Below are 18,600 nucleotides of genomic sequence, written 5' to 3'. Positions count from 1 at the left end.
GCATGATGCGGTGCGACCGCCCGTGCCAGGAGAACCGACCTCCGCTTCCCGCCACGAGCAGGCTCGCCCGCCGTCGGGCGCCGCGTCCCTGTCGAAGGAGATGAAGTGGACGGGGACCTCCCATGCGTGCACGACACGCAGCGGCCGGCCGCGCAGCCCGGCCTCGGCGAAGGCATGCGCCGGCGCGGCAGCGGATTCGGCGGCCGTGGCGGCAGGTGGATGTGCTGGGGCATGCTGGAGTCATGGCTGATGATCAGGTAGCTGCTGCTGTCCGTGAATTGATCGATCAGTACGACCCCGAAGGTCTGTTGGCCATGGGGGCTCCTGAAGACGAATACGACCCCGAGGTGAGAGATCTCACCGCTCTCGTGCGCGGCGAGGACGAGATCACCGCCGGGGCTGTCGGCTCTGTCTGGAACCGATGGTTCAACGGTGTCTCCGATTGGTGCACCCGGGAACCTGAGCAGGTCGATGAGGTTGCGGCCGTGCTGGAGAGACTTCGGGGCCGGCGACAGCGCTTGGATCTCCGCTGACGGTGCGCTCGGGGTCGGTCTCCTCCTGCGCGCATTGGTTGAGCAGCTCGACCAGCCCACGCCGTGCCCCCAGGAAGTAGGGCCGCCTGCCTGCGGGTCAAAGATCTTCGGCGGCCTGGGCGGTGTGCTGCAGCAGCAGCGCCCTGCCTGCCGGGTGGCGGCGGGCAGGTCCCGGGTCCAGGAGTGGCAGATCGTGACGGTGGCGTCGCGGGCCACCAGCAGCTGTGCCAGCGGCTTGCCGACCACCAGAGACCGGCCGACGACCGCGACCTGCTTGCGGTCAGTGGCACCTGGTGGTGGTCCAGCAGGGCCAGCACCGCGGCGGCGGTGGCGGAGGCGGGCAGCCCGGCCGTCAGGCGGCCGAGCGAGAGCGGGTTGGCGCCGTCGACGTCCTTTGCCGGGGCGATGGCGGCCGCCAGATCCTGCAGCCGGGCGCCAGACGGCAGAGGGGTCTGCAGGATGATGCCGTGCACGGCCGGGTCATCGCTGAGCTTTGCCAGCCGGATGACCGTCGCCTCTGACGGCCGGCTGGAGTCAGTTGACCTCGCCCGCCGGCATCAGGATCGCGGCAAGAGGGCACCACCACGCTGGGCCAGGGCCTTCGGACCTGCCCGCGCCGGGACTTTCGCCCCTGTCGCGACGCGAGCGGCCGCCGTGGGATGGGAGGGACGAAGGAGGAGCCATGATCATTGCTGGGTTCGACGGCTCGGCGGCCGCCAAGGCCGCCGTGGAGTGGGCCGCCGATGACGCGCTGCGGATGGGCATGCCGCTGCGGATCGTGCACGCGGTGGATCGCTGGCCTTACCAGATCGCGGCGCTGCCGGTCCAGGAGTGGCCGGACACCATGGCCCGCGCGGGGGAGAAGCTGCTGGCCGACGCCGAGGCGATCGCGCGAGCGCGCCAGCCCGCGGTTGCGGTGGACACGCGACTGGTCCAGGGTGCTCCGGCGGCCGTCCTGCTCGAAGCGGGGGGAGAGGCCGCCGAGGTCGTCGTCGGCAGCCGTGGCCTGGGCGGGTTCGCGGGCATGCTGCTCGGGTCGGTCAGCATGCACGTGGCGGGCCAGGCCCGCTGTCCCGTCGTCGTGATACGTGGCGCGCAGGGGCCGGTCCGGGGCGAGATCGTGGTGGGCGTCGAGGACACGCCGAACTGCGTACCCGCGCTGGCGTACGCCTTCGAGCAGGCGAAGCTGCGTGGCAGCATGCTGCGCGCGCTCCATGCCTGGCAGTTGCCGGTGCACCTCTACTCTCCCGGGTTCGTCTACGACATGGACGACATCAGGAACAGGCAGTTGAAGGTCGTGGCGGAGACGATCGCCGCCTGCCGGAAGGAGTACCCGGACGTGAAGGTCGTCGAGGACGTCCGGCAGGCGCACCCGGTGGAGGCGCTCACCGAGGCGTCGGCCGTGGCGGATCTGGTGGTGGTCGGCAGCCACGGCAGGAACGCCCTGGAACGGTCGCTGCTCGGCTCGGTCAGCAGGGGTGCGCTGCACCACGCTCGCTGTCCGGTCGCCGTCGTGCCCACTGCCTAGGTCAGCCAAGGCTCGGGTCCTCCAGAACGGTGTCGACCGCTGCCGATCGCGTGGAAGGCCTCGGTCATGCCTGGCGCGCAGCCGGGCCAGGAGATGGCCGAGGCCGCCCATGTCCGCACCCGCGAGCACGGTGAGGATGGTGCCCGAAATCCGGGACCTATGGCCTGACCTGGCAGGACGTTCGCCGGTGCCCTCGCGGGCCGGGGGCCAGCAGGCTGGGAGGTGAACCTGAGGAGGTCATCATGTCCGTTCAAGTCCAGGACGTCATGGGACGGGTAGCCATCGCGGTGCTGGAGAACGCGTCGTTCGCCGACATCGTGGAAGCGATGAAGCGCTATGCGGTGCAAGCGGTCACCGTCATCGACACCGACCGCCGTCCGGTGGGCGTGGTCTCGCAGGACGACCTGATCCTCAAGGAGATCGACACGGCACGGCACCCGGTCACCGTCTTCGAGAGCCCCAGGACCCGTGCCGAGCACAGAAAGGCGGCGGCGAGGACGGCCGCCGAGCTGATGACCACACCCGCGATCACCGTCACGCCCGGCACGCTCATCAGGGACGCCGCCCGGACGATGTACGACTGCCGGATCAAGCAGCTCCCCGTCATCGACGACCTCACCGGCCGCATGATCGGCACTCTGCACGAGGCGGACGTGCTGCGGGTCTTCACCCGCCCGGCCGAGGAACTTGAAGCCGACATCAGGCAGCTGATCGGCAGCAGTTTCTCGATCGTTGTCGACAAGGGCGTCGTCACGATCGGCGGTCACGTGGAAAGCGCCTCCCGGGCTGTCGCGCTCGTGGAGCGGATCAGGCAGCTGGAGGGGGTCGTGGACGTGGCCTGCGAGCTGACCTACTCGAGGGACGACCTCTTCCTCATGCCGCCGATCATGTGAACGGCGTCCAGCACGCCCCGTCAGCGTGTCGAGCCGCCGGTCAGGCGATCCGCCGTCGGTCAGCGTGGGCGTCGGGACTCTGCTCGACCGCCCGCGCCGGGCACCGGGTCCCGTGGACATGGTGCCCGTGTAAGGCGGCGCGCCAGATCGTCGGCGCGGATCAGCGCGGTCGAACCGCCGGCATCAAGGAAATGACGTCACGCAGGTTGAGAACGACATCGTGACGTGACCGGCTGCACGTCGACGAGAAGCCGCTCAAGCCAGTCCTGCCGTGGCGAATACCGACCTCGCCGCGGCACCTGACCGTGGTGATCCCGTCGTCAGGTCGAGGTGACAGCCGACCGGTCGGGTTCATTCTCAGTCGGAGTGCGCGATACATGTCACGAACCGGTCAGCTCCGATGGAGGCCGGCGGCTTCCAGCTCGCGTCTCAGCGATTCCACCTGCTCCTCCAGCCTGCTCACGCGTTTCCTCAGCACGGCGAGCTCCGCTTCGAGAGGGTTGAAGAGCTGATGGCCGATCGATCGTGGCATGACGTGGTCACCTCTCCTTGAACGTGCGTCCGAGGCGCCGAAGTGCTCGGACATCTCTCGGGTCCTTCAGCTCCAGCGTGCTTGGTGGTCGGCGTGAAGGAGCAGGGCCGAAGGTCCCTCGACGTCCGCCGGTGGGCCCTTCGAAGGCTCGGGGGGCACCACGAGGGCGTACCCAAGTCCCGGCGCGGAGAGGTCAGGCTGACATCTGTGGCGCAGGAGGAATCAGCCGTGCGAATCGGCATAGGACCTGCCGATCGAGGACCAAGGTCCCTATCGGCGCGGTGATAGATCATGGAACGTCGGGCATATGACGGCAATGCAGCGAATCGACGCCTACTGGCGTGCGGCCAACTACCTGTCCGTGGGCCAGATCTACCTGCTCGACAACCCGTTGCTCACAGAACCGCTCAGGCCCGAGCACATCAAACCACGCCTGCTCGGCCACTGGGGCACCACGCCCGGGCTGAACTTCTGCTTCGCGCACCTCAACCGGATCATCGCCGAGCGCGACCAGGACATGATCTACATCGCCGGCCCAGGACACGGTGGTCCCGCGGCGGTCGCGCATGCCTGGCTGGAGGGTTCCTACTCCGAGCGCTACCCGGAGGTTTCGCAGGACGCCGAGGGCATGCGCAGGCTGTTCCGCCAGTTCTCCTTCCCCGGTGGCGTCCCCAGCCACGTCGCCCCGGAGACGCCGGGCTCCGTTCACGAGGGTGGCGAACTCGGCTACTCCCTCGCCCACGCCTACGGCGCGGCCTTCGACAATCCGGACCTGGTGGTGGCCTGCGTCGTCGGTGACGGTGAGGCCGAGACGGGGCCGCTGGCGGCAAGCTGGCATTCCAACAAGTTCCTCGACCCCCGCCGCGACGGCGTCGTCCTGCCCATCCTGCACCTGAACGGCTACAAGATCGCCAACCCGACCGTCCTGGCCAGGATCCCGGAAGAGGAGCTGGTCAAGCTCATGGAAGGGTACGGCTACCGCCCCCATCTCGTCGGCCCCGCCCACCAGGAGATGGCGCGGGTGCTGGACGAGGTCTTCGACCAGATCGCCGCCTACAAGGACGGCAGGGAGCGCAGGCTTCCGATGATCGTCCTGCGGACACCGAAGGGCTGGACCGGGCCGCACACGGTGGACGGTGTGCAGATCGAAGGCACGTGGCGAGCCCATCAGGTGCCGCTCGCACAGGTCCGCGAGAACCCGGCGCACCTGGCGATGCTGGAGGAGTGGATGCGCTCCTACCGGCCGGAGGAACTGTTCGACGCCGAGGGCCGGCCGGTGCCCGACGTGTTGCGGAGCCTGCCGGACAGGTCGCTGAGGATGAGCGCCAGCCCGCACGCCAACGGCGGGGAGATCCTGCGCCCGCTGGTGCTGTCGGACTTCCGCGACCACGCGGTCGAGGTGAAGGCGCCCGCGACGCAGTCGAGCGAGCCGACACGCGTCCTGGGCGGCTTCCTGCGCGACGTGATCGCCGCGAACCCGCAGAGCTTCCGCCTGATGGGCCCGGACGAGACGGCCTCCAACCGGCTCTCGGCCGTCTTCGAGGCCACCGACCGGGCCTGGAACGCCGCACTGGAGCCGACCGACGAGCACCTGGCTCCGGGCGGGCGGGTCATGGAGGTGCTGTCGGAGCATCTGTGCCAGGGCTGGCTGGAGGGTTATCTGCTGACCGGCAGGCACGGGCTGTTCAACTGCTACGAGGCGTTCATCCACATCATCGACGCCATGTTCAACCAGCACGCCAAGTGGCTGGAGTCGTCGAAGAAGATCCCGTGGCGGCGCCCGGTGGCCTCGCTGAACTACCTGCTGTCCTCGCACGTGTGGCGGCAGGACCACAACGGTTTCAGCCACCAGGACCCCGGCTTCCTCGACGTGGTGGTCAACAAGAAGGCCGACGTGGTGCGCGTCTACCTGCCGCCGGACGCCAACACGCTGCTGTCGGTGACCGACCACTGCCTGCGCTCCCGCGACTACGTCAACGTGATCGTCGCGGGCAAGCAGCCGGTGCTCGACCTGTTCACCTTGGACGAGGCCATCGCCCACTGCACCCGCGGCCTCGGCATCCTGCCCTGGGCCTCCACCGACGAAGGCAGGGAACCCGACGTCGTGATGGCCTGTTCGGGCGATGTGCCCACGCTGGAGACGCTGGCCGCGACCGCCATCCTGCGCGAGCGCCTGCCCGAGCTGAAGGTCCGCGTGGTCAACGTGGTGGACCTCATGCGGCTCCAGCAGCCGTCCGAGCACCCGCACGGGATGTCCGACGCCGAGTTCGACGCACTGTTCACCACCGACAAGCCGGTCATCTTCAACTACCACGGCTACCCCTGGCTGATCCACCGGCTCACCTACCGCCGGCACGGCCACCACCACCTCCACGTGCGCGGCTACAAGGAGGAAGGCACCACGACCACGCCCTTCGACATGGCCATGCTCAACGACATCGACCGCTACCACCTGGTCATGGACGTCATCGACCGCGTCGAAGGTCTCGGCGCCGCCCAGGCGCATCTGCGCCAGGAGATGGCCGACACCCGGCTGAAGGCTCGTGCCCACACCCGCGAGTACGGCGAGGATCTGCCCGAGATCCGCGATTGGACCTGGGCATGAGCGTCCTGGTGCTGAACACGGGCTCCTCCACCGTCAAGTACGAGCTGATCGACGTGCAGACCGGCGAACGCCGGGCCAAGGGCCTGGTCGAGCGCATCGGCGAGGAGGAAGGGCGGTTCACCCACGACAGCGGGACCGTCAAAGGCTGCTTCGCCGACCACGAGGCCGCGCTGAAGGCGATCCTGCAGGTCCTCGGCGACATCTCGCCGGAGGCCGTGGGCCATCGCGTGGTCCACGGCGGGGAGCGCTTCCGCGCAGCGGTGGTCGTGGACGAGGAGGTGATCGCCGCCGTCGAACGGCTCGCTCCGCTTGCTCCGCTGCACAACCCGGTCAACGTCACCGGCATCAGGGTGGCCCAGCGCGCCTTCCCCCGCGTGCCCCAGGTCGCGGTGTTCGACACCGCCTTCCACCACACGCTCCCGCCGCACGCCGCCACCTACGCCGTGCCGCGCGAGTGGCACGTGCGCCGCTTCGGCTTCCACGGCACCTCATGTGCCTACGTGGCCGAACGGGCCGCCGCCCTGCTCGGCAGCGACCTCTCCGAGGTCAACCTGATCGTCCTGCACCTGGGCAACGGCGCCAGCGCCACCGCCATCCAGGCAGGGCGCAGCGTCGACACCTCCATGGGGCTGACGCCCATGGAGGGCCTGGTGATGGGCACCCGCTCCGGCGACGTCGACCCGGGCCTGGCCGGATACCTCGCCAGGACCCGAGGTGTCGACGCCGACGAGGCGCTCACCAGGGACAGCGGCCTGCTCGCGCTGGCAGGCGTGGCCGACATGCGTGCCGTACGGCAGCGCGCCGAGGACGGCGACGAGGATGCCCGCCTCGCCCGTGAGGTCTACTGCCATCGGATCCGCAAATACGTCGGCGCCTACTACGCGGTGCTCGGCAGGGTGGACGCGATCGCCTTCACCGGGGGAGTGGGCGAGCACGACTCCGGCGTGCGCGCGCTGTCCATGACCGGGCTCGACCGCCTGGGCATCACCATCGACCCTGGACGCAACGAAGCGCCGTCGAACGATGAGCGGGCGGTCTCCGCCGCGGACAGTGAAGTCGCCGTCCTGGTCGTCCCTACCGACGAGGAATGGGAGATCGCCCGCCAGACCGTCGCGGCGATCACAGGCGTGTCGGCCCGGTGACGCCGGCGATTCGGGTCCGACGTGGCCACGTCGGCCACGTCGGTCACGACGTGCTCGGCGGCCGCGCCGGTGAAGGCCGTAGGCGGCCGGGCCTTGTCGATCGGCTTACCCGATGATGACCTGCGCGCGAGCGTCGTTCCGAACCTTCTGTGGTCATGATGGGGACCATGAGGTCGGATGGGCGTTTTGACGCGTTTCGTGCGTTGGCCGCCCGGCGTGGGCGTCCTGGCATTCGGCTCGTGGAGTCCCTGTCCGAGACGGTGAAGAGCAGGCCGGAGGGTCCCGGTGCGTGGGTGTCCGAGATCGCCGAACGCTTCGGGTTGCCGGCCGCGGAAGTGCTCGGGCCGGCCACCTTCTACGCCGACCTGGTCGCCCGGCACGGCCGCCGTCATGTGCGGGTCTGCACCGCCGCCTCCTGCTTCGCCGCCGACGCGGGCCGGCACGTGCCCGAGGTGGAGAACGCGCTGGGCGTCGCCGCCGACTCGGCCGGCCCCGACGGGGAGGCGTCGCTGCAGTCCGTGCGCTGCCTCGGCTACTGCTACGCGAGCCCCGCGTGCCTGGACGGTGACACGCCCTGCACGGGGCCGGCGCTCGCCGATCAGCTTGCCGGCCGTGCGGAACCACAGGCGCCGCCGATCCCCGCCGCCGACGCCACCGGCGATCCGATCGTGCTGGCCGGCGTCGTGGCAGGGGAGGCCGCCTGGCGGGTGTGGCCGGAGGTCGTGCGCGCGGCCACGCCGGAGCAGGTCCGTGCCGAGGTGGCGGCCTCCGGGCTGCGCGGGCGCGGTGGCGCGGGGTTCAGGGTGGCCGCCAAGTGGGCCGCCGCGCTCGGGCAACCCGACCCGGTGGTGGTGGCCAACGGCGACGAGGGCGATCCGGGATCGTACGCCGACCGGCTGCTGATGGAGGAGGATCCGGGGCGGGTGCTGGAAGGACTGGCCCTGGCCTGCTTCGCCTGCCGAGCCCGCCGCGGGATCGTCCTGGTGCGTTCCGAGTACCCGCGGGCGCTGGCACGGATGCGGGCCGCGGCCGAGCAGGCACGCGCCGACGGGCATCTGGGGCGAGGAGTCCACAGGAGCGGCGTCGAGCTGGACATCGAGGTCGTCGAGGGAGCCGGATCGTACGTCGCGGGCGAGGAGACCGCCCTGATCGCGGGGCTCGAAGGCGGGCGCGGAACCGCGCGCCCCCGCCCGCCGTACCCGACACAGCAGGGCTTGTGGGACGCGCCGACCGTGGTCAACAACGTCGAGACACTCGCCGCGGTTCCGTGGATCGTACGGCAGGGCGGGCACGCCTACGCCCGGCGCGGTACCAGGTCTGAGGCCGGCACGAAGCTGGTGTGCCTTTCGGAGAGGTTCGCCAGGCCCGGCTGCTACGAGGTCGAACTCGGCACGCCGGTGGCCGCGATCGTCACCGAGCTGGGCGGCGGCCTGCGGGATGGCGCCGAGCTGAGCGTCCTGCAGGTGGGCGGGCCGCTGGGCGGGTTTCTCGCCCCGAGCCGGCTGGATGTGCCGTTGACCGACGCCGATCTGGCCGCCCATGGTGCCGCGCTGGGCCATGCCGGGCTGGTCGCCTTCGACGAGCGCCTCGAACCGGAGCAGGTGCTGCGGCACGTGTGGGAGTTCGCCGCCGCCGAGAGCTGCGGGGCCTGCTCTCCCTGCAGGGTCGGTTCCCTGCGAGGTCTGGAGCTGGTGACGGGCCGCCCGCCGACCGGGCAGGAGTATGCGCGGCTGCTGCGGGTGATGGAGGGCGCCAGCCTGTGCGCCTTCGGCAGGCGGGTTCCCGCCGCGGTGCGCAGCCTGGTGCGCGCCTACGGTGAGCGGCTGCGGGGGTGGGACGCGTGAGAGTCACCGTTGACGGGATGGTGGTCTCGCTGGCCGACGACGGTGCGTCCCTGCTCGACGCGGTGCGGGCGGCCGGCGTCGAGCTGCCCACCCTGTGCCATGACGATCGCATGAGCCCTGCGGGCTCATGCCGTATCTGCCTGGTGAGATCCGGCGGCACCGTGGTGGCCGCCTGCGTGACCCCGGCCGTTGACGGCGCCGTCGTGGAAGTCGCCACGGAGGACGTGGCGACGCTGCGCCGCGAGTCGCTGGAGCTGATCGTCTCGGCCTTGCCGCCCTCCGCTCTGGACGGCGCGGAGGACGGCACGACCGAGCTCGCCCGGGTCTGCGACTCGCTGGGAATCCCGCCCGAGACGGCCAGGGGACGGGGCGGCCGGGGCCGTGACGACAGCCACCCCTACGTCCACCTCGACCGGGATCTGTGCATCGCCTGCGGGCGATGCGTGCGGATGTGCGCCGAGGTGCAGGGGACCTTCGCCCTGACACTCGTCGGCCGGGGCTCCGACACGGTGGTCGCGCCCGGCACCGGCGGATCGTGGGCCGAGTCCGACTGCGTGTCCTGCGGCGGCTGCGTCGACACCTGTCCCACCGGGGCGCTGACCGAGCCGGGACTGCCGATCGGCGGCGCGAAGCCCATCGCCACGCGGACTCGCACGACGTGCGGCTACTGCGGTGTCGGCTGCTCACTGGAGGTGCTCACCAGGGACGGCGAGGTGGCTGCGGTCCTGCCCGACCGTGACGGCCCGCTCAACCGCGGCCACGCCTGCGTCAAGGGCCGCTTCGCCCACGGCTTCCTCCACTCGCCCGAACGACTCACCCGGCCCCTGCTGCGGCGCGGCGGCCGCCTGGAGCCGGTGAGCTGGGCCGAGGCGCTCGACCACGTGGCCCGCGGCCTGCGGGACGCCATCGCCGCGGGCGGCCCCGACGCGGTGGCGGCCATCTCCTCCGCGCGGGCGACGAACGAAGAGAACTACCTGATCCAGAAGTTCATGCGGGTCGCGATCGGCACCAACAACGTCGACAACTGCTCCCGGCTGTGCCACGCCCCCTCCGCCGCCGGGCTGACCGCCGCGTTCGGACTGTCAGGCGGCACCGACAGCTTCGACGACGTCGAGAAGGCCGACTGCCTGCTGGTGGTGGGCGCGAACCCGGTCGAGGCCCACCCTGTGGTCGGAGCGCGCCTGCTCCAGCGGGTCCTGCGAGGCTCACGCCTGATCGTCGCCGACCCGCGCTCGGTCGGCCTGGCCCGCCACGCCGACGTGCATCTGCGCCCCAGGCCCGGCACCAACGTCGCCCTGTTCCACGGGCTGGCGCACGTGCTTCTCACCGAAGACCTGGTCGACGCGGAGTTCCTGCGCCACCGCGCGGACGGACTGGCGGAACTCACCGCACTGCTCGCCGACTACCCGCCTGAGCGGGTGGCCGCCGTCACCGGCGTCCCCGTCGGCGAGCTGGTCGCCGCGGCCCGCCTCTACGGGCGCGCCGAACAGCCGGCGATCGTCTACGGGCTGGGCGTCACCGAGCACCTCCACGGCACCGACGGGGTGCGAGCCCTGGCCAACCTGGCGATCCTGCGCGGTGCGGTCGGGACCGACCACGGCTTCGGGGTCAACCCGCTGCGCGGTCAGAACAACGTCCAGGGTGCCTCCGACATGGGCGCTCTGCCCGACCTCCTGCCCGGATACGGCAAGGTCATCGATCCGGCCGCCCGGGTCAGAGCCGAGACCGTGTGGGGTGTTCCCGTCCCTGACCGGCCGGGCCTGCGCATCCCGGAGATGTTCGCGGCCGCGCGCGAGGGCACGCTGAGGGCGCTGTGGGTCATCGGCGAGGACGTGTGCGCCACGGACCCCGACGCCACCCGCGTCGCCGAGGCGCTGGAGGCCTGCCCGCTCGTCGTCTGCAACGAACTGTTCCTGTCCGAGACCGCCCAGCGCGCCGACGTCGTCCTGCCGGTCGCCTCCTGGCTGGAGAAGGACGGAACCTTCGTCAACTTCGACCGCCGCTTCCAGCGGGTGCGCCCCGCCCTCGACCCACCGGGACAGGCCCGCACCGACTTCGCCGCCGTCCACGCTCTCGCGGCGGTCCTCGGCGTCGACCTCGGCTGCCGAACGTCCGCAGCCGCCTTGGCCGAATGCGGGCGGCTCGCGCCCATCTTCGGCGGACTGTCCCACGAGCGCCTGGACCGCGAGGGCGCCATTCCGTGGCCGTGCCAGGACCCCGGCCACCCGGGGGAGGCGAAACTCTACCGAAAGCGGTTCGCCACCCCTGACGGACTCGCCCACCTGTCCGCCTGCCCCTATCTGCCACCGGGCGAGACGCCCGACGACGACTACCCCCTCATCCTGGTCACCGGACGCCGATGGGCGCACTACAACTCCGGCAGCATGACCCGCCATACCGGCAACATCCGGCTCGACCCGGTGGACCGGCTCGATCTGCACCCCGCCGACGCGGCCAGGCACGGCTTGCACGACGGCGACCCCGTCACGGTCGAGAGCCGCCACGGCCGCGCCGCGCTCACCGCTCGGGTCAGCGACGAGACGGCACCAGGACAGGTCTTCTGCGCCTTCCACTTCCCGTCCAGCGGGGTGAACACCCTGACCTCCGACCGGGCGGACACCGTGACGTCGTGCCCCGAGTACAAGGTCACCGCCGTGCGCCTGCGGCCCCTGGCGTAACCCTTCTCAGGGCCGGACCACGATGACCGCCGCGCTCGCGTGGTGCAGGACGGCATGGACGGTCCCGCCCAGATCGAGGATGCCGCCATGCGCTCCGACGATGACGAGGTCGACCTCTCTCGACGCCTCGACCAGGGCCTTCGCCGCGTGCTCGTGCACGACCTGCTCGCTGACCGTGACGTCGGGGAACTTCTCCCGCCAACCGGCGACAGCCTCGGCGAGGAGGCGCGCTTCCTCCTGTCCGATGCCTTCGACGTCGTACACGAGCGGCTGCATGTCCCCCGGCGCGCGCGTGGCCGGATGCACCCAGGCGTGCACGGCACGCAAGGTCGCGCGGCGCAACGCGGCCTCGCGGAAGGAGAAGTCGAGGAGTCGCTCCTGACCCCGGCCTTCCGCGATGCCGACAGCGATCTCACCGCGGTCGCCGGCCGGCGACCGCCGGATGACGGCCACCGGACAGGGGGATCGGGCGGCGACGTGCCTGCTCACGGAGCCCAGCAGCAATTCGGCGAATCCGCCGCGCCCCCGGCTCCCCACGACGATCAGCTCCGCCCCCTCCGCGGCGGCCACGAGCGCATCCTGCGCCCCGCCGTCGAGGATCTCGGTGGTGACCTCCAGCTTGGGCCTGCCGGCTCGCGCCTCCTGGGCCGCCTGACGGAGCATCTCCCCGACCGCGGCCTCCGCGTCCACCGTCCAGGAGGGCGGTTGCGGGATGAGCGGGACGTCGTAGGTCCATCGCGACGTGGCGTGCACGAGACGAAGGGGAGCGCCACGAATCACGGCCTCCTCTGCCGCCCACCTGACCGCCTGAAGGGAAGGCGCCGATCCGTCGACGCCTGCGATGATCGCTCTCGTCATGATTGCCACCTCGCATGTTTCCGCGCCGGAGCATGACGACCTGACGCCGCCAGACGGCATCGTCTCGGGGCTGCCACAGGCGGTGACCGGTACCGCGCTCACCGCGTCAGCGGCGAGGACCTCAGCGATGTCCCTGAACGGGCGCTCCCGTTGACCCACGAGACGTCACGCACCGTGACACGCATGGCCGATGCCCCTACCGTCCCCGTCATTCCACACGTCGAGCGATTTCTCCGATAGGGGCGAAAGTCCTCACGGTGCCCGCCGCAGCGCGAGGTGTCGTCCGTGTCCCGCGCACCACCAGGACCCGCTCGTCGGGCCGGCGATGGTCGTCATCGCCTGCCCAGTTCCGCGGTGACGGCGCCTTCCACCAGCTCCCGGGCACGGTCCAGGGTTGCGGAGGAGCTCAGCGGCTCGCGCAGGTCGGGGTCGAACACCGCGCTCGCCCGCAGCTCACCCCACGCCGCGCTGTTCTCCCGGACCGTGGGGGTGTCCTGCAGTTCCAGGAGCAGGAGCAGTTCGAGCTGGGCGCGGGGATCCTCGCCGATCTCCCTCGCCTCGTCGGTGTACCGGCCGGCCCGCTCGTTGACGAACTCCAGGGTTCGGCGCATCAGCCCGGCCCGGTCGCCGAAGTGGTAGTAGATGAACGCAGTCGACACTCCGGCCTCCGCGGCCAGCTTCTCCACGCGTAGCCCACGAGATCGTGCGGATGCCTGCCGAATGGGCCGCACACGACGGATGCCTCATGGCCTGGCCGACCAGGGACGAGCTGTGGAAGGACCTGCTCGGACAGGCGCGGGAGGAGTACGCCGCCGTCGCTCGGACCATCGCGCGGTTCGAGCCCGTGACGATGGTCGCGCTGCCCGGCCAGGGAGAGCAGGCGCGCGCCCTGTGCGGCGACGCGGTCGAGGTGGTCGAGCTGCCCATCGACGACTCGTGGCTGCGCGACTCCGGGCCGATCTTCGTGCTCGGCCGCGACGGCGCCCGCGCCGCGGTATCCCCGACGCGAGATCGTCCAGATGCCCGTCGACACCCTCGGCGAGGGTGGCGGCGGCATCCACTGCTCCACCCAGCAGATGCCCAAGCGCGCCTGAAGGTGTACCCAGGCAAGATCAGGCGATGCTCAGGCGACCTCCTCCAAGATCATGTGGAGTTCCCGCAACGCCGTCGTCTCGCCGTACCGCACATGCACGCCGGAGAGATTCACAGCGATCTCGTCGGCGCCGGCGTCGGCATGTCGGCGCAGTTGCTCGCGGACGTCGGCGAGACCGCCGCCGACGAACGCGCCGCCCTTGATCAACGCCGTCGCCGCGGCGCGGGGGTCGGCGGTGTCGATGTCGATACCGCACCTTCGCAGCATCGCGGCGTAGTGCGGCAGGCGGAGGTGGCTGGAATGCCCGGCGATCACCAGATCGGGCAGGTCGCGTCCGTCTGTGTCGAGGGCCACAGGGACGAGGGACACCAGGCGGGGTATCGGACGTCCGGCCGCCTCGGCGCCCTCGCGAAGCGCGGGGACGATCACGTCCCGGAGATGGGCGGCGGGGACCAGCCAGGTGATGGCCACGTCGGCCAGTTCGCCGGCGACCCGGGCCATCGCCGGTCCGAGCACCCCCACGCCGACTTCGACCGGCGGGCTAGGGACGGGTCGCAGGGCGAAGCGGCACGAGAAGTACTCCCCCTCGTGCTCGACCCTCTCCCCGGCCAGCAGCCCGCGCATGATGGTCAGGTACTCGCGCGTGGCGGTCAGCGGGCTCCGATACGGCATGCCGAGCAAGGCGTGCTGGAGGGCCTCGGCGCCCGGACCGTAACCGGCGACGACCGGGTGGCCCATGGTCATCGCCAGCGTCTGGGCGAGTTGCGCCGCGGTGGCGGGGTGACGGTTCGGCATGAGCAGCACGCCCGTCCCGACCGGGACGCGGAAACCTGACGCCGCCGCGAACACGAAGGTCTGGTTCGGATCGCTGATGTCGGCCTGTCCCTGCCACAGGCGGTACGCCTTGCTCCATTGGGTGAGCGCGGCGTAGGGCAGGATCTGCTGGGGACGCGCAGGGGCGAACGGCATCATGATGGAGTAGGTGGTCATGCGCGACCGCCTGGGGCAGGCGCGTCGGGATCGGGAGACCCGGCCGCGGCCTCCGGCGCCGGGACCTTCAGCCGGGCCAGCAGGAGCGTCAGGGCCCACAGCAGCCCGGCGAAGATCAGCAGGCCCGTGCCGCCGGACAGGCGGTCGAGCATCAGGCCGGCCATGGTCGGGCCGAGTGCCGCGGCGAACTGAGTGAGGTGGAAGACACTGTTCACCCGTCCCTGGAAGTCGTCGGGCGTCCGCAGCAGCCGGGTCGTGGTCAGGACGCTTCCGGCGATGGACATGACGACCATGGCCAGGGCGAGCAGGGCGGCCAGGGCGATCCGGTCGCGGGCGGTGGTCATGACCACGACCAGGCAACCGGTGACCGCGGTGGCGCCCATGACGAGTCGTACGGGCGGGAACCTGTCTCCGGCGATGGGGGCGAGCACGGTGCCGACCAGGGCTCCTGCGGTGGCGGCGGACACGATGAAGCCGACTGACGGCCCGCTCGCGCCGCGCTGCGCGTTGACCAGGATGACCAGCAGCAGGATGCCCTGGAGGATCAGGCCGAGCGCCATGGTCGTCAGCAGGCAGGTCCGCTGGAGCCTCTCCCTCCACACGAATCGGAATCCGGCGGTGAGGTCGTTCAGGAACCGGGATCCGGTGGCCGGGGTGGCTCGCAGGGACCTGCGCACCGCGAACACGCACACCCCGGATATGACGAACGAGCAGGCGTTGAACCAGAACGGGGCACTGGGCGACACACTGAACAGGAAGCCGCCGGCGATCGGGCCGATCAGATTCGCGGCCTGGATACGCCCCAGCGTCACCGACACGGCCGCGGACAGCCGTGACCCGGGAACGAGCTGGCGGAGCGAGGCGAGGACCGCGGCGTTGGACGGTGCGCCGAGGAAACCCAGGACGACGCCCACACTCAAGAGGATCCAGACCGGTGGGCGGCCATCGAGCGAGGCGAGGGCCAGCGCGGCACTGGCCAGCGCGCGTCCCGCATCGCAGATCATCAGGACGGTGCCCCGGTCGAAGCGGTCCACGATCGGACCGGCCGGCACACATGCGAGGCCGAGCGACGCCGCCCAGACGGCCTCGACCGCGCCGACCCACAGCGTCGAGCCGGTCGAGTGCAGGACTGTCAGCGGCAGCACCATGCCCGCCGCAGCCGTGCCCACCTGCGACAGGCCGTTCCCGCTCGACATGATCAGGAAGTCGCGGTTGCCGGACAGCCGCCCGTCCGCGCCACCTGCCGGGCGCCTCGACGTCAGCCGCCGGGTCAACGGCCGGGTCAACGGGCCGGGCTCGCCGTCAGAGGGGCCGTACCGGCCCAGGCCGGCGGGACGCCGCCCAGTCCGAGCGCGCCGTGGACGGCAAGGAGCACACCCGCCGTCCCGGTGCCCAGGTCCATGGACAGCCGGGTGAGATCGCCCGATGGGAAGGCGAGGTGCCGGTGGAAGCGGACCGCGTGCCAGCCGAGGTGACGAAGGTGCGTGTCGACCGCGGGATCGACGTCGGCGCCGGACAGATGCGCCAGGACGGCCAGGACTCCCGAACGCCCCTCGAGAAGCCCGGCAGACAGCATCAGATCCGTCCCCAGCCCGGCGCGGACGGCGTCGAGGACGTGGCGGTAGTGATCGTCATCCGCCCGGTAGGCGAGGTACTCCCGTAGCGCGACCGCGATGCCGGCGCTTCCCCTCGCGAGGCTCAGATGCCACTCGGTCCCCTCTCGTACGTGGAGGCATCCGTCGGCCGGGACGCCGCAGTGGGCGATGTCCCTGGCCAACGCGGTCGAGGCGGCGTCGAGATAGCGCACCTGCCCGGTCACCCCGTACAGGCGGGTGAGCAGCAGCGCGACGCCCGACCAGCCGTGCATGAGGCCGGGGCGGGTGATGGTGGCGACGTCGCTCACGTCTCCGTCGATCATGCGAGTCAGCCGGTCTGCGATCCGGGCCGCCTCCTCGTCCGGGCCGTCGCCGGCGAACTGGTCGCGGAGGTGCAGGAGGCCGAGGCCGATTCCGGCGAGACCGCCGAACAGGCCGGCCGCGCTCCCGCGAAGGTCGATGCCACGCAGACGGCTCAGCGTGTCGAGGGCTTCCTCGTGCCGGCCCAGCTCGGCGAGGACGTAGGCGACTCCGGTCAGCCCGTCGCAGAGCCCCGCACGCGGCGTCTTGATGCGCCTGTTCGCGCGGATCAGCCAGTCGACGTGCTCCTCGAAACCGGGGTAGCCGGTACGTGCCGTGGCGTGCAGCGCGTAGAGGACACCCGCGGCGCCGAAGGCGAGGGTGGCTCCCTGCCCCTCGAACTGGCGGGGATCTCCGGGGAAGAGCCGGTCCTCGCGCCCTGGTGTCGCGCTGCAGACGATCGCGTCGCGCATCGCGTCCAGTATCGCCGGCCACGCCGGGGCGTCCCGGGTGGCCGGCCAGGACGGGGCGGGGAGATGCGAACGGCGGGCGCAGCCACCATGCCGGGACGCGGGCCGCACGCGCGCCGTGAACTCCGGAGGCGGGGCGAGACGTTCCCGCAGTCGGCGTCCGAAGCCTTCAGGCACGGGAAACAGCTCCTCGGCGGCGTCCACCAGGATGCCGATCTTGGCTGGATCCAACCGGATGAGCTGGGTGACGGGCAGGAACAGGGCCAGGCGCAGGCATTGCAGAGCGTAGTCGTCGGGATCGAATCCTGACCGTGCCCACGAGGCGGCGAAGCCCGCGGTGGCCAGGCCCGACGCGGGGTCGTCCGAGAGCTCGTGCGCCGTCTCGAAGTCGACCAGGCACACCCGGCCGTCGGGACGGACGATCACGTTGCCGGGCTGGAGGTCGCCGAAGACGATCCCCCTTTCGTGCAGGTCGGCCAGGGCCGACTCGACGCGCTCCAGGATGGTCAGCGCCCAGCACGCGTACTCGGCCCGGCTCGCCGCGGTGTGACCTGGGCGGCGCAGCGGGTGCCGCCGGGCGACGGCCTCCAGCAGGCTCTCGCCCTCGACGAACTCCTCCACGAGGAAGTGGTGTTCCCAGTGCACGCGGTGAGCGAGGACCTTGGGGACCACATCGACGTCGGGCAGCCGTTGCAGGACGGCCCGCGCGCGCAGCAGGCGGGTGACCGCGTCGTCGCCCGCGTCGTCCAGCCCGGCGTGCGGCCGAGCCTCACGGAGCACCACGGTACGGCCGGATTCCGGCTGTGTCGCGCGGTAGACGCCGCCGGCGTTCGACAGGCGCAGGGCCTTCTCGACCCGGTAGGGGAACGGCTCCGAAGCGTCCCCGCGCCTCGCCTCGATCCTTGTCTCGATGAAACGGGGAACCGGTGCCCAGGACGGCAGCCGGAACGTGGGGCCGCGAAGGTCGGGCGTCAGGCGTCCGGCCGGGTCCCGGATGGCGGGCACGTGCTCGCCCTCGGCGGAAAGGCAGGTCTGGGGTTTGAACGCGCCATAGCGGACGTACAGCGGTCCGGCATCCCACCGCAGGTCGCTCAGCACGTACGGCCCCTCGGTGCCGGCGAGCAGCTCGGAAAGGTCGTTCAGGGCCCGTTCGAGGAGGTGTTCGGGCGGGTAGACGGTGATCAGCTTCCCGCTGGACCCGCGCGCGGCCACCTTGCTGTTGACGATCTGCATGATCTGCCTGCTGCGCAGGAACTTCAGACTCAATTCGTGCTCGAAGCAGTAGTCGCAGACCGCGTCGATCACGTGCGCCGCGTCGGTCGCGGTGGCCGAGACGTGGATCTTCCATCCCTGGTCCGGCAGGGTCGTACCCCGCTTGGCCAGTTGCACCCAGCCGCCGCTTTCCACGCGTGTCCATCCGGCTCGTATGAGTGGCTGGAACCTGGTTCCGTCATCGTCGACGTTCTCCACGGTGTCGGCGAACAACGGGTCCGCCGCCAGAAACAGTTCGGCAAGCATTTCCCCTCCGAAGGCGATGGG

General features: G+C 71.1%; 14 protein-coding genes and 2 pseudogenes. 10 read left to right on the top strand and 6 right to left on the bottom strand.

The features are described 5' to 3' along the window. The first annotated feature begins 105 nt into the window (after nucleotides 1–105). The 4 genes from ACFSKW_RS02215 (at nucleotide 106) to ACFSKW_RS02200 (ending at nucleotide 2,954) form a co-directional block, all read left to right on the top strand. Entirely contained in the window at nucleotides 106–261 is a 156-nt protein-coding gene (locus ACFSKW_RS02215) for a hypothetical protein (protein WP_379569201.1), read from the top strand. Further along, nucleotides 243–533, top strand: a complete 291-nt coding sequence (locus ACFSKW_RS02210) for a hypothetical protein (RefSeq protein ID WP_379569199.1) — start codon at nucleotides 243–245, stop codon at nucleotides 531–533. The genes ACFSKW_RS02215 and ACFSKW_RS02210 overlap by 19 nt, the downstream gene beginning before the upstream one ends. 682 nt (nucleotides 534–1,215) lie before the next feature. Then, nucleotides 1,216–2,061: a universal stress protein gene (locus ACFSKW_RS02205; RefSeq protein ID WP_379568535.1), complete on the top strand. Its 846-nt coding sequence runs from the start codon at nucleotides 1,216–1,218 to the stop codon at nucleotides 2,059–2,061. Between the two features lie 242 nt (nucleotides 2,062–2,303). After that, on the top strand, nucleotides 2,304–2,954 hold the full coding sequence (locus ACFSKW_RS02200; protein ID WP_379568533.1) for a CBS domain-containing protein: 651 nt from the start codon (nucleotides 2,304–2,306) through the stop codon (nucleotides 2,952–2,954). Nucleotides 2,955–3,345: 391 nt separating this feature from the next. Here the strand turns inward: ACFSKW_RS02200 and ACFSKW_RS02195 are convergent, their stop codons facing one another. After that, the gene (locus tag ACFSKW_RS02195) at nucleotides 3,346–3,540 is read right to left on the bottom strand and encodes a hypothetical protein (RefSeq protein ID WP_379568531.1); all 195 of its coding nucleotides are present in this window, start codon (nucleotides 3,538–3,540) and stop codon (nucleotides 3,346–3,348) included. Nucleotides 3,541–3,793: 253 nt separating this feature from the next. Between ACFSKW_RS02195 and ACFSKW_RS02190 the strand changes: the two genes are divergently transcribed. The 4 genes from ACFSKW_RS02190 to fdhF all read left to right on the top strand — a co-directional run bounded on the left by ACFSKW_RS02190 (nucleotide 3,794) and on the right by fdhF (nucleotide 11,755). Then, nucleotides 3,794–6,091, top strand: a complete 2,298-nt coding sequence (locus tag ACFSKW_RS02190; protein ID WP_379568529.1) for a phosphoketolase family protein — start codon at nucleotides 3,794–3,796, stop codon at nucleotides 6,089–6,091. Beyond that, nucleotides 6,088–7,233, top strand: coding sequence for an acetate/propionate family kinase (locus ACFSKW_RS02185; protein WP_379568527.1), 1,146 nt, complete (start codon nucleotides 6,088–6,090; stop codon nucleotides 7,231–7,233). The genes ACFSKW_RS02190 and ACFSKW_RS02185 overlap by 4 nt, the downstream gene beginning before the upstream one ends. Before the next feature lie 239 nt (nucleotides 7,234–7,472). Continuing rightward, a complete protein-coding gene (locus ACFSKW_RS02180; protein ID WP_379568525.1) occupies nucleotides 7,473–9,077 on the top strand; it encodes an NAD(P)H-dependent oxidoreductase subunit E in 1,605 nt (534 codons plus the stop codon). Beyond that, a complete protein-coding gene (gene fdhF / locus ACFSKW_RS02175) occupies nucleotides 9,074–11,755 on the top strand; it encodes a formate dehydrogenase subunit alpha (protein ID WP_379568523.1) in 2,682 nt (893 codons plus the stop codon). Before ACFSKW_RS02180 ends, fdhF begins: the two co-directional genes overlap by 4 nt. A 6-nt stretch (nucleotides 11,756–11,761) precedes the next feature. Here fdhF and ACFSKW_RS02170 read toward each other — a convergent pair whose 3' ends face one another. Together ACFSKW_RS02170 and ACFSKW_RS02165 are read right to left on the bottom strand one after the other, a co-directional pair. Continuing rightward, the gene (locus ACFSKW_RS02170; protein WP_379568521.1) at nucleotides 11,762–12,613 is read right to left on the bottom strand and encodes a universal stress protein; all 852 of its coding nucleotides are present in this window, start codon (nucleotides 12,611–12,613) and stop codon (nucleotides 11,762–11,764) included. 332 nt (nucleotides 12,614–12,945) lie between these two features. After that, the gene (locus tag ACFSKW_RS02165) at nucleotides 12,946–13,299 is read right to left on the bottom strand and encodes a TetR family transcriptional regulator (protein WP_379568519.1); all 354 of its coding nucleotides are present in this window, start codon (nucleotides 13,297–13,299) and stop codon (nucleotides 12,946–12,948) included. Nucleotides 13,300–13,322: 23 nt separating this feature from the next. Between ACFSKW_RS02165 and ACFSKW_RS02160 the strand changes: the two are divergent. Then, nucleotides 13,323–13,580, top strand: a pseudogene (locus ACFSKW_RS02160) (agmatine deiminase family protein); the annotation flags it as partial. A 24-nt stretch (nucleotides 13,581–13,604) separates the two neighbouring features. Continuing rightward, nucleotides 13,605–13,707: pseudogene (locus tag ACFSKW_RS02155) on the top strand (agmatine deiminase family protein); the annotation flags it as partial. 29 nt (nucleotides 13,708–13,736) lie between these two features. Here ACFSKW_RS02155 and ACFSKW_RS02150 read toward each other — a convergent pair. The 3 genes from ACFSKW_RS02150 to lanKC are packed head-to-tail and all read right to left on the bottom strand — an operon-like array spanning nucleotide 13,737 to nucleotide 18,579. Beyond that, nucleotides 13,737–14,696 (bottom strand): LLM class flavin-dependent oxidoreductase, encoded by a 960-nt coding sequence (locus ACFSKW_RS02150; RefSeq protein WP_379568517.1) that lies wholly within the window; start codon nucleotides 14,694–14,696, stop codon nucleotides 13,737–13,739. Further along, nucleotides 14,693–15,982, bottom strand: a complete 1,290-nt coding sequence (locus tag ACFSKW_RS02145) for an MFS transporter (protein WP_379568515.1) — start codon at nucleotides 15,980–15,982, stop codon at nucleotides 14,693–14,695. The genes ACFSKW_RS02150 and ACFSKW_RS02145 overlap by 4 nt, the downstream gene beginning before the upstream one ends. Then, complete coding sequence (lanKC, locus tag ACFSKW_RS02140) at nucleotides 15,979–18,579, bottom strand: class III lanthionine synthetase LanKC (protein WP_379568513.1); 2,601 nt, start codon at nucleotides 18,577–18,579, stop codon at nucleotides 15,979–15,981. The genes ACFSKW_RS02145 and lanKC overlap by 4 nt, the downstream gene beginning before the upstream one ends. Between the last annotated feature and the right edge of the window lie 21 nt (nucleotides 18,580–18,600).

It is taken from the genome of Nonomuraea mangrovi, from assembly GCF_042681425.1.
GTDB classification, from domain to species: domain Bacteria; phylum Actinomycetota; class Actinomycetes; order Streptosporangiales; family Streptosporangiaceae; genus Nonomuraea; species Nonomuraea mangrovi.
This window is presented reverse-complemented; position numbering and strand designations above follow the sequence as displayed.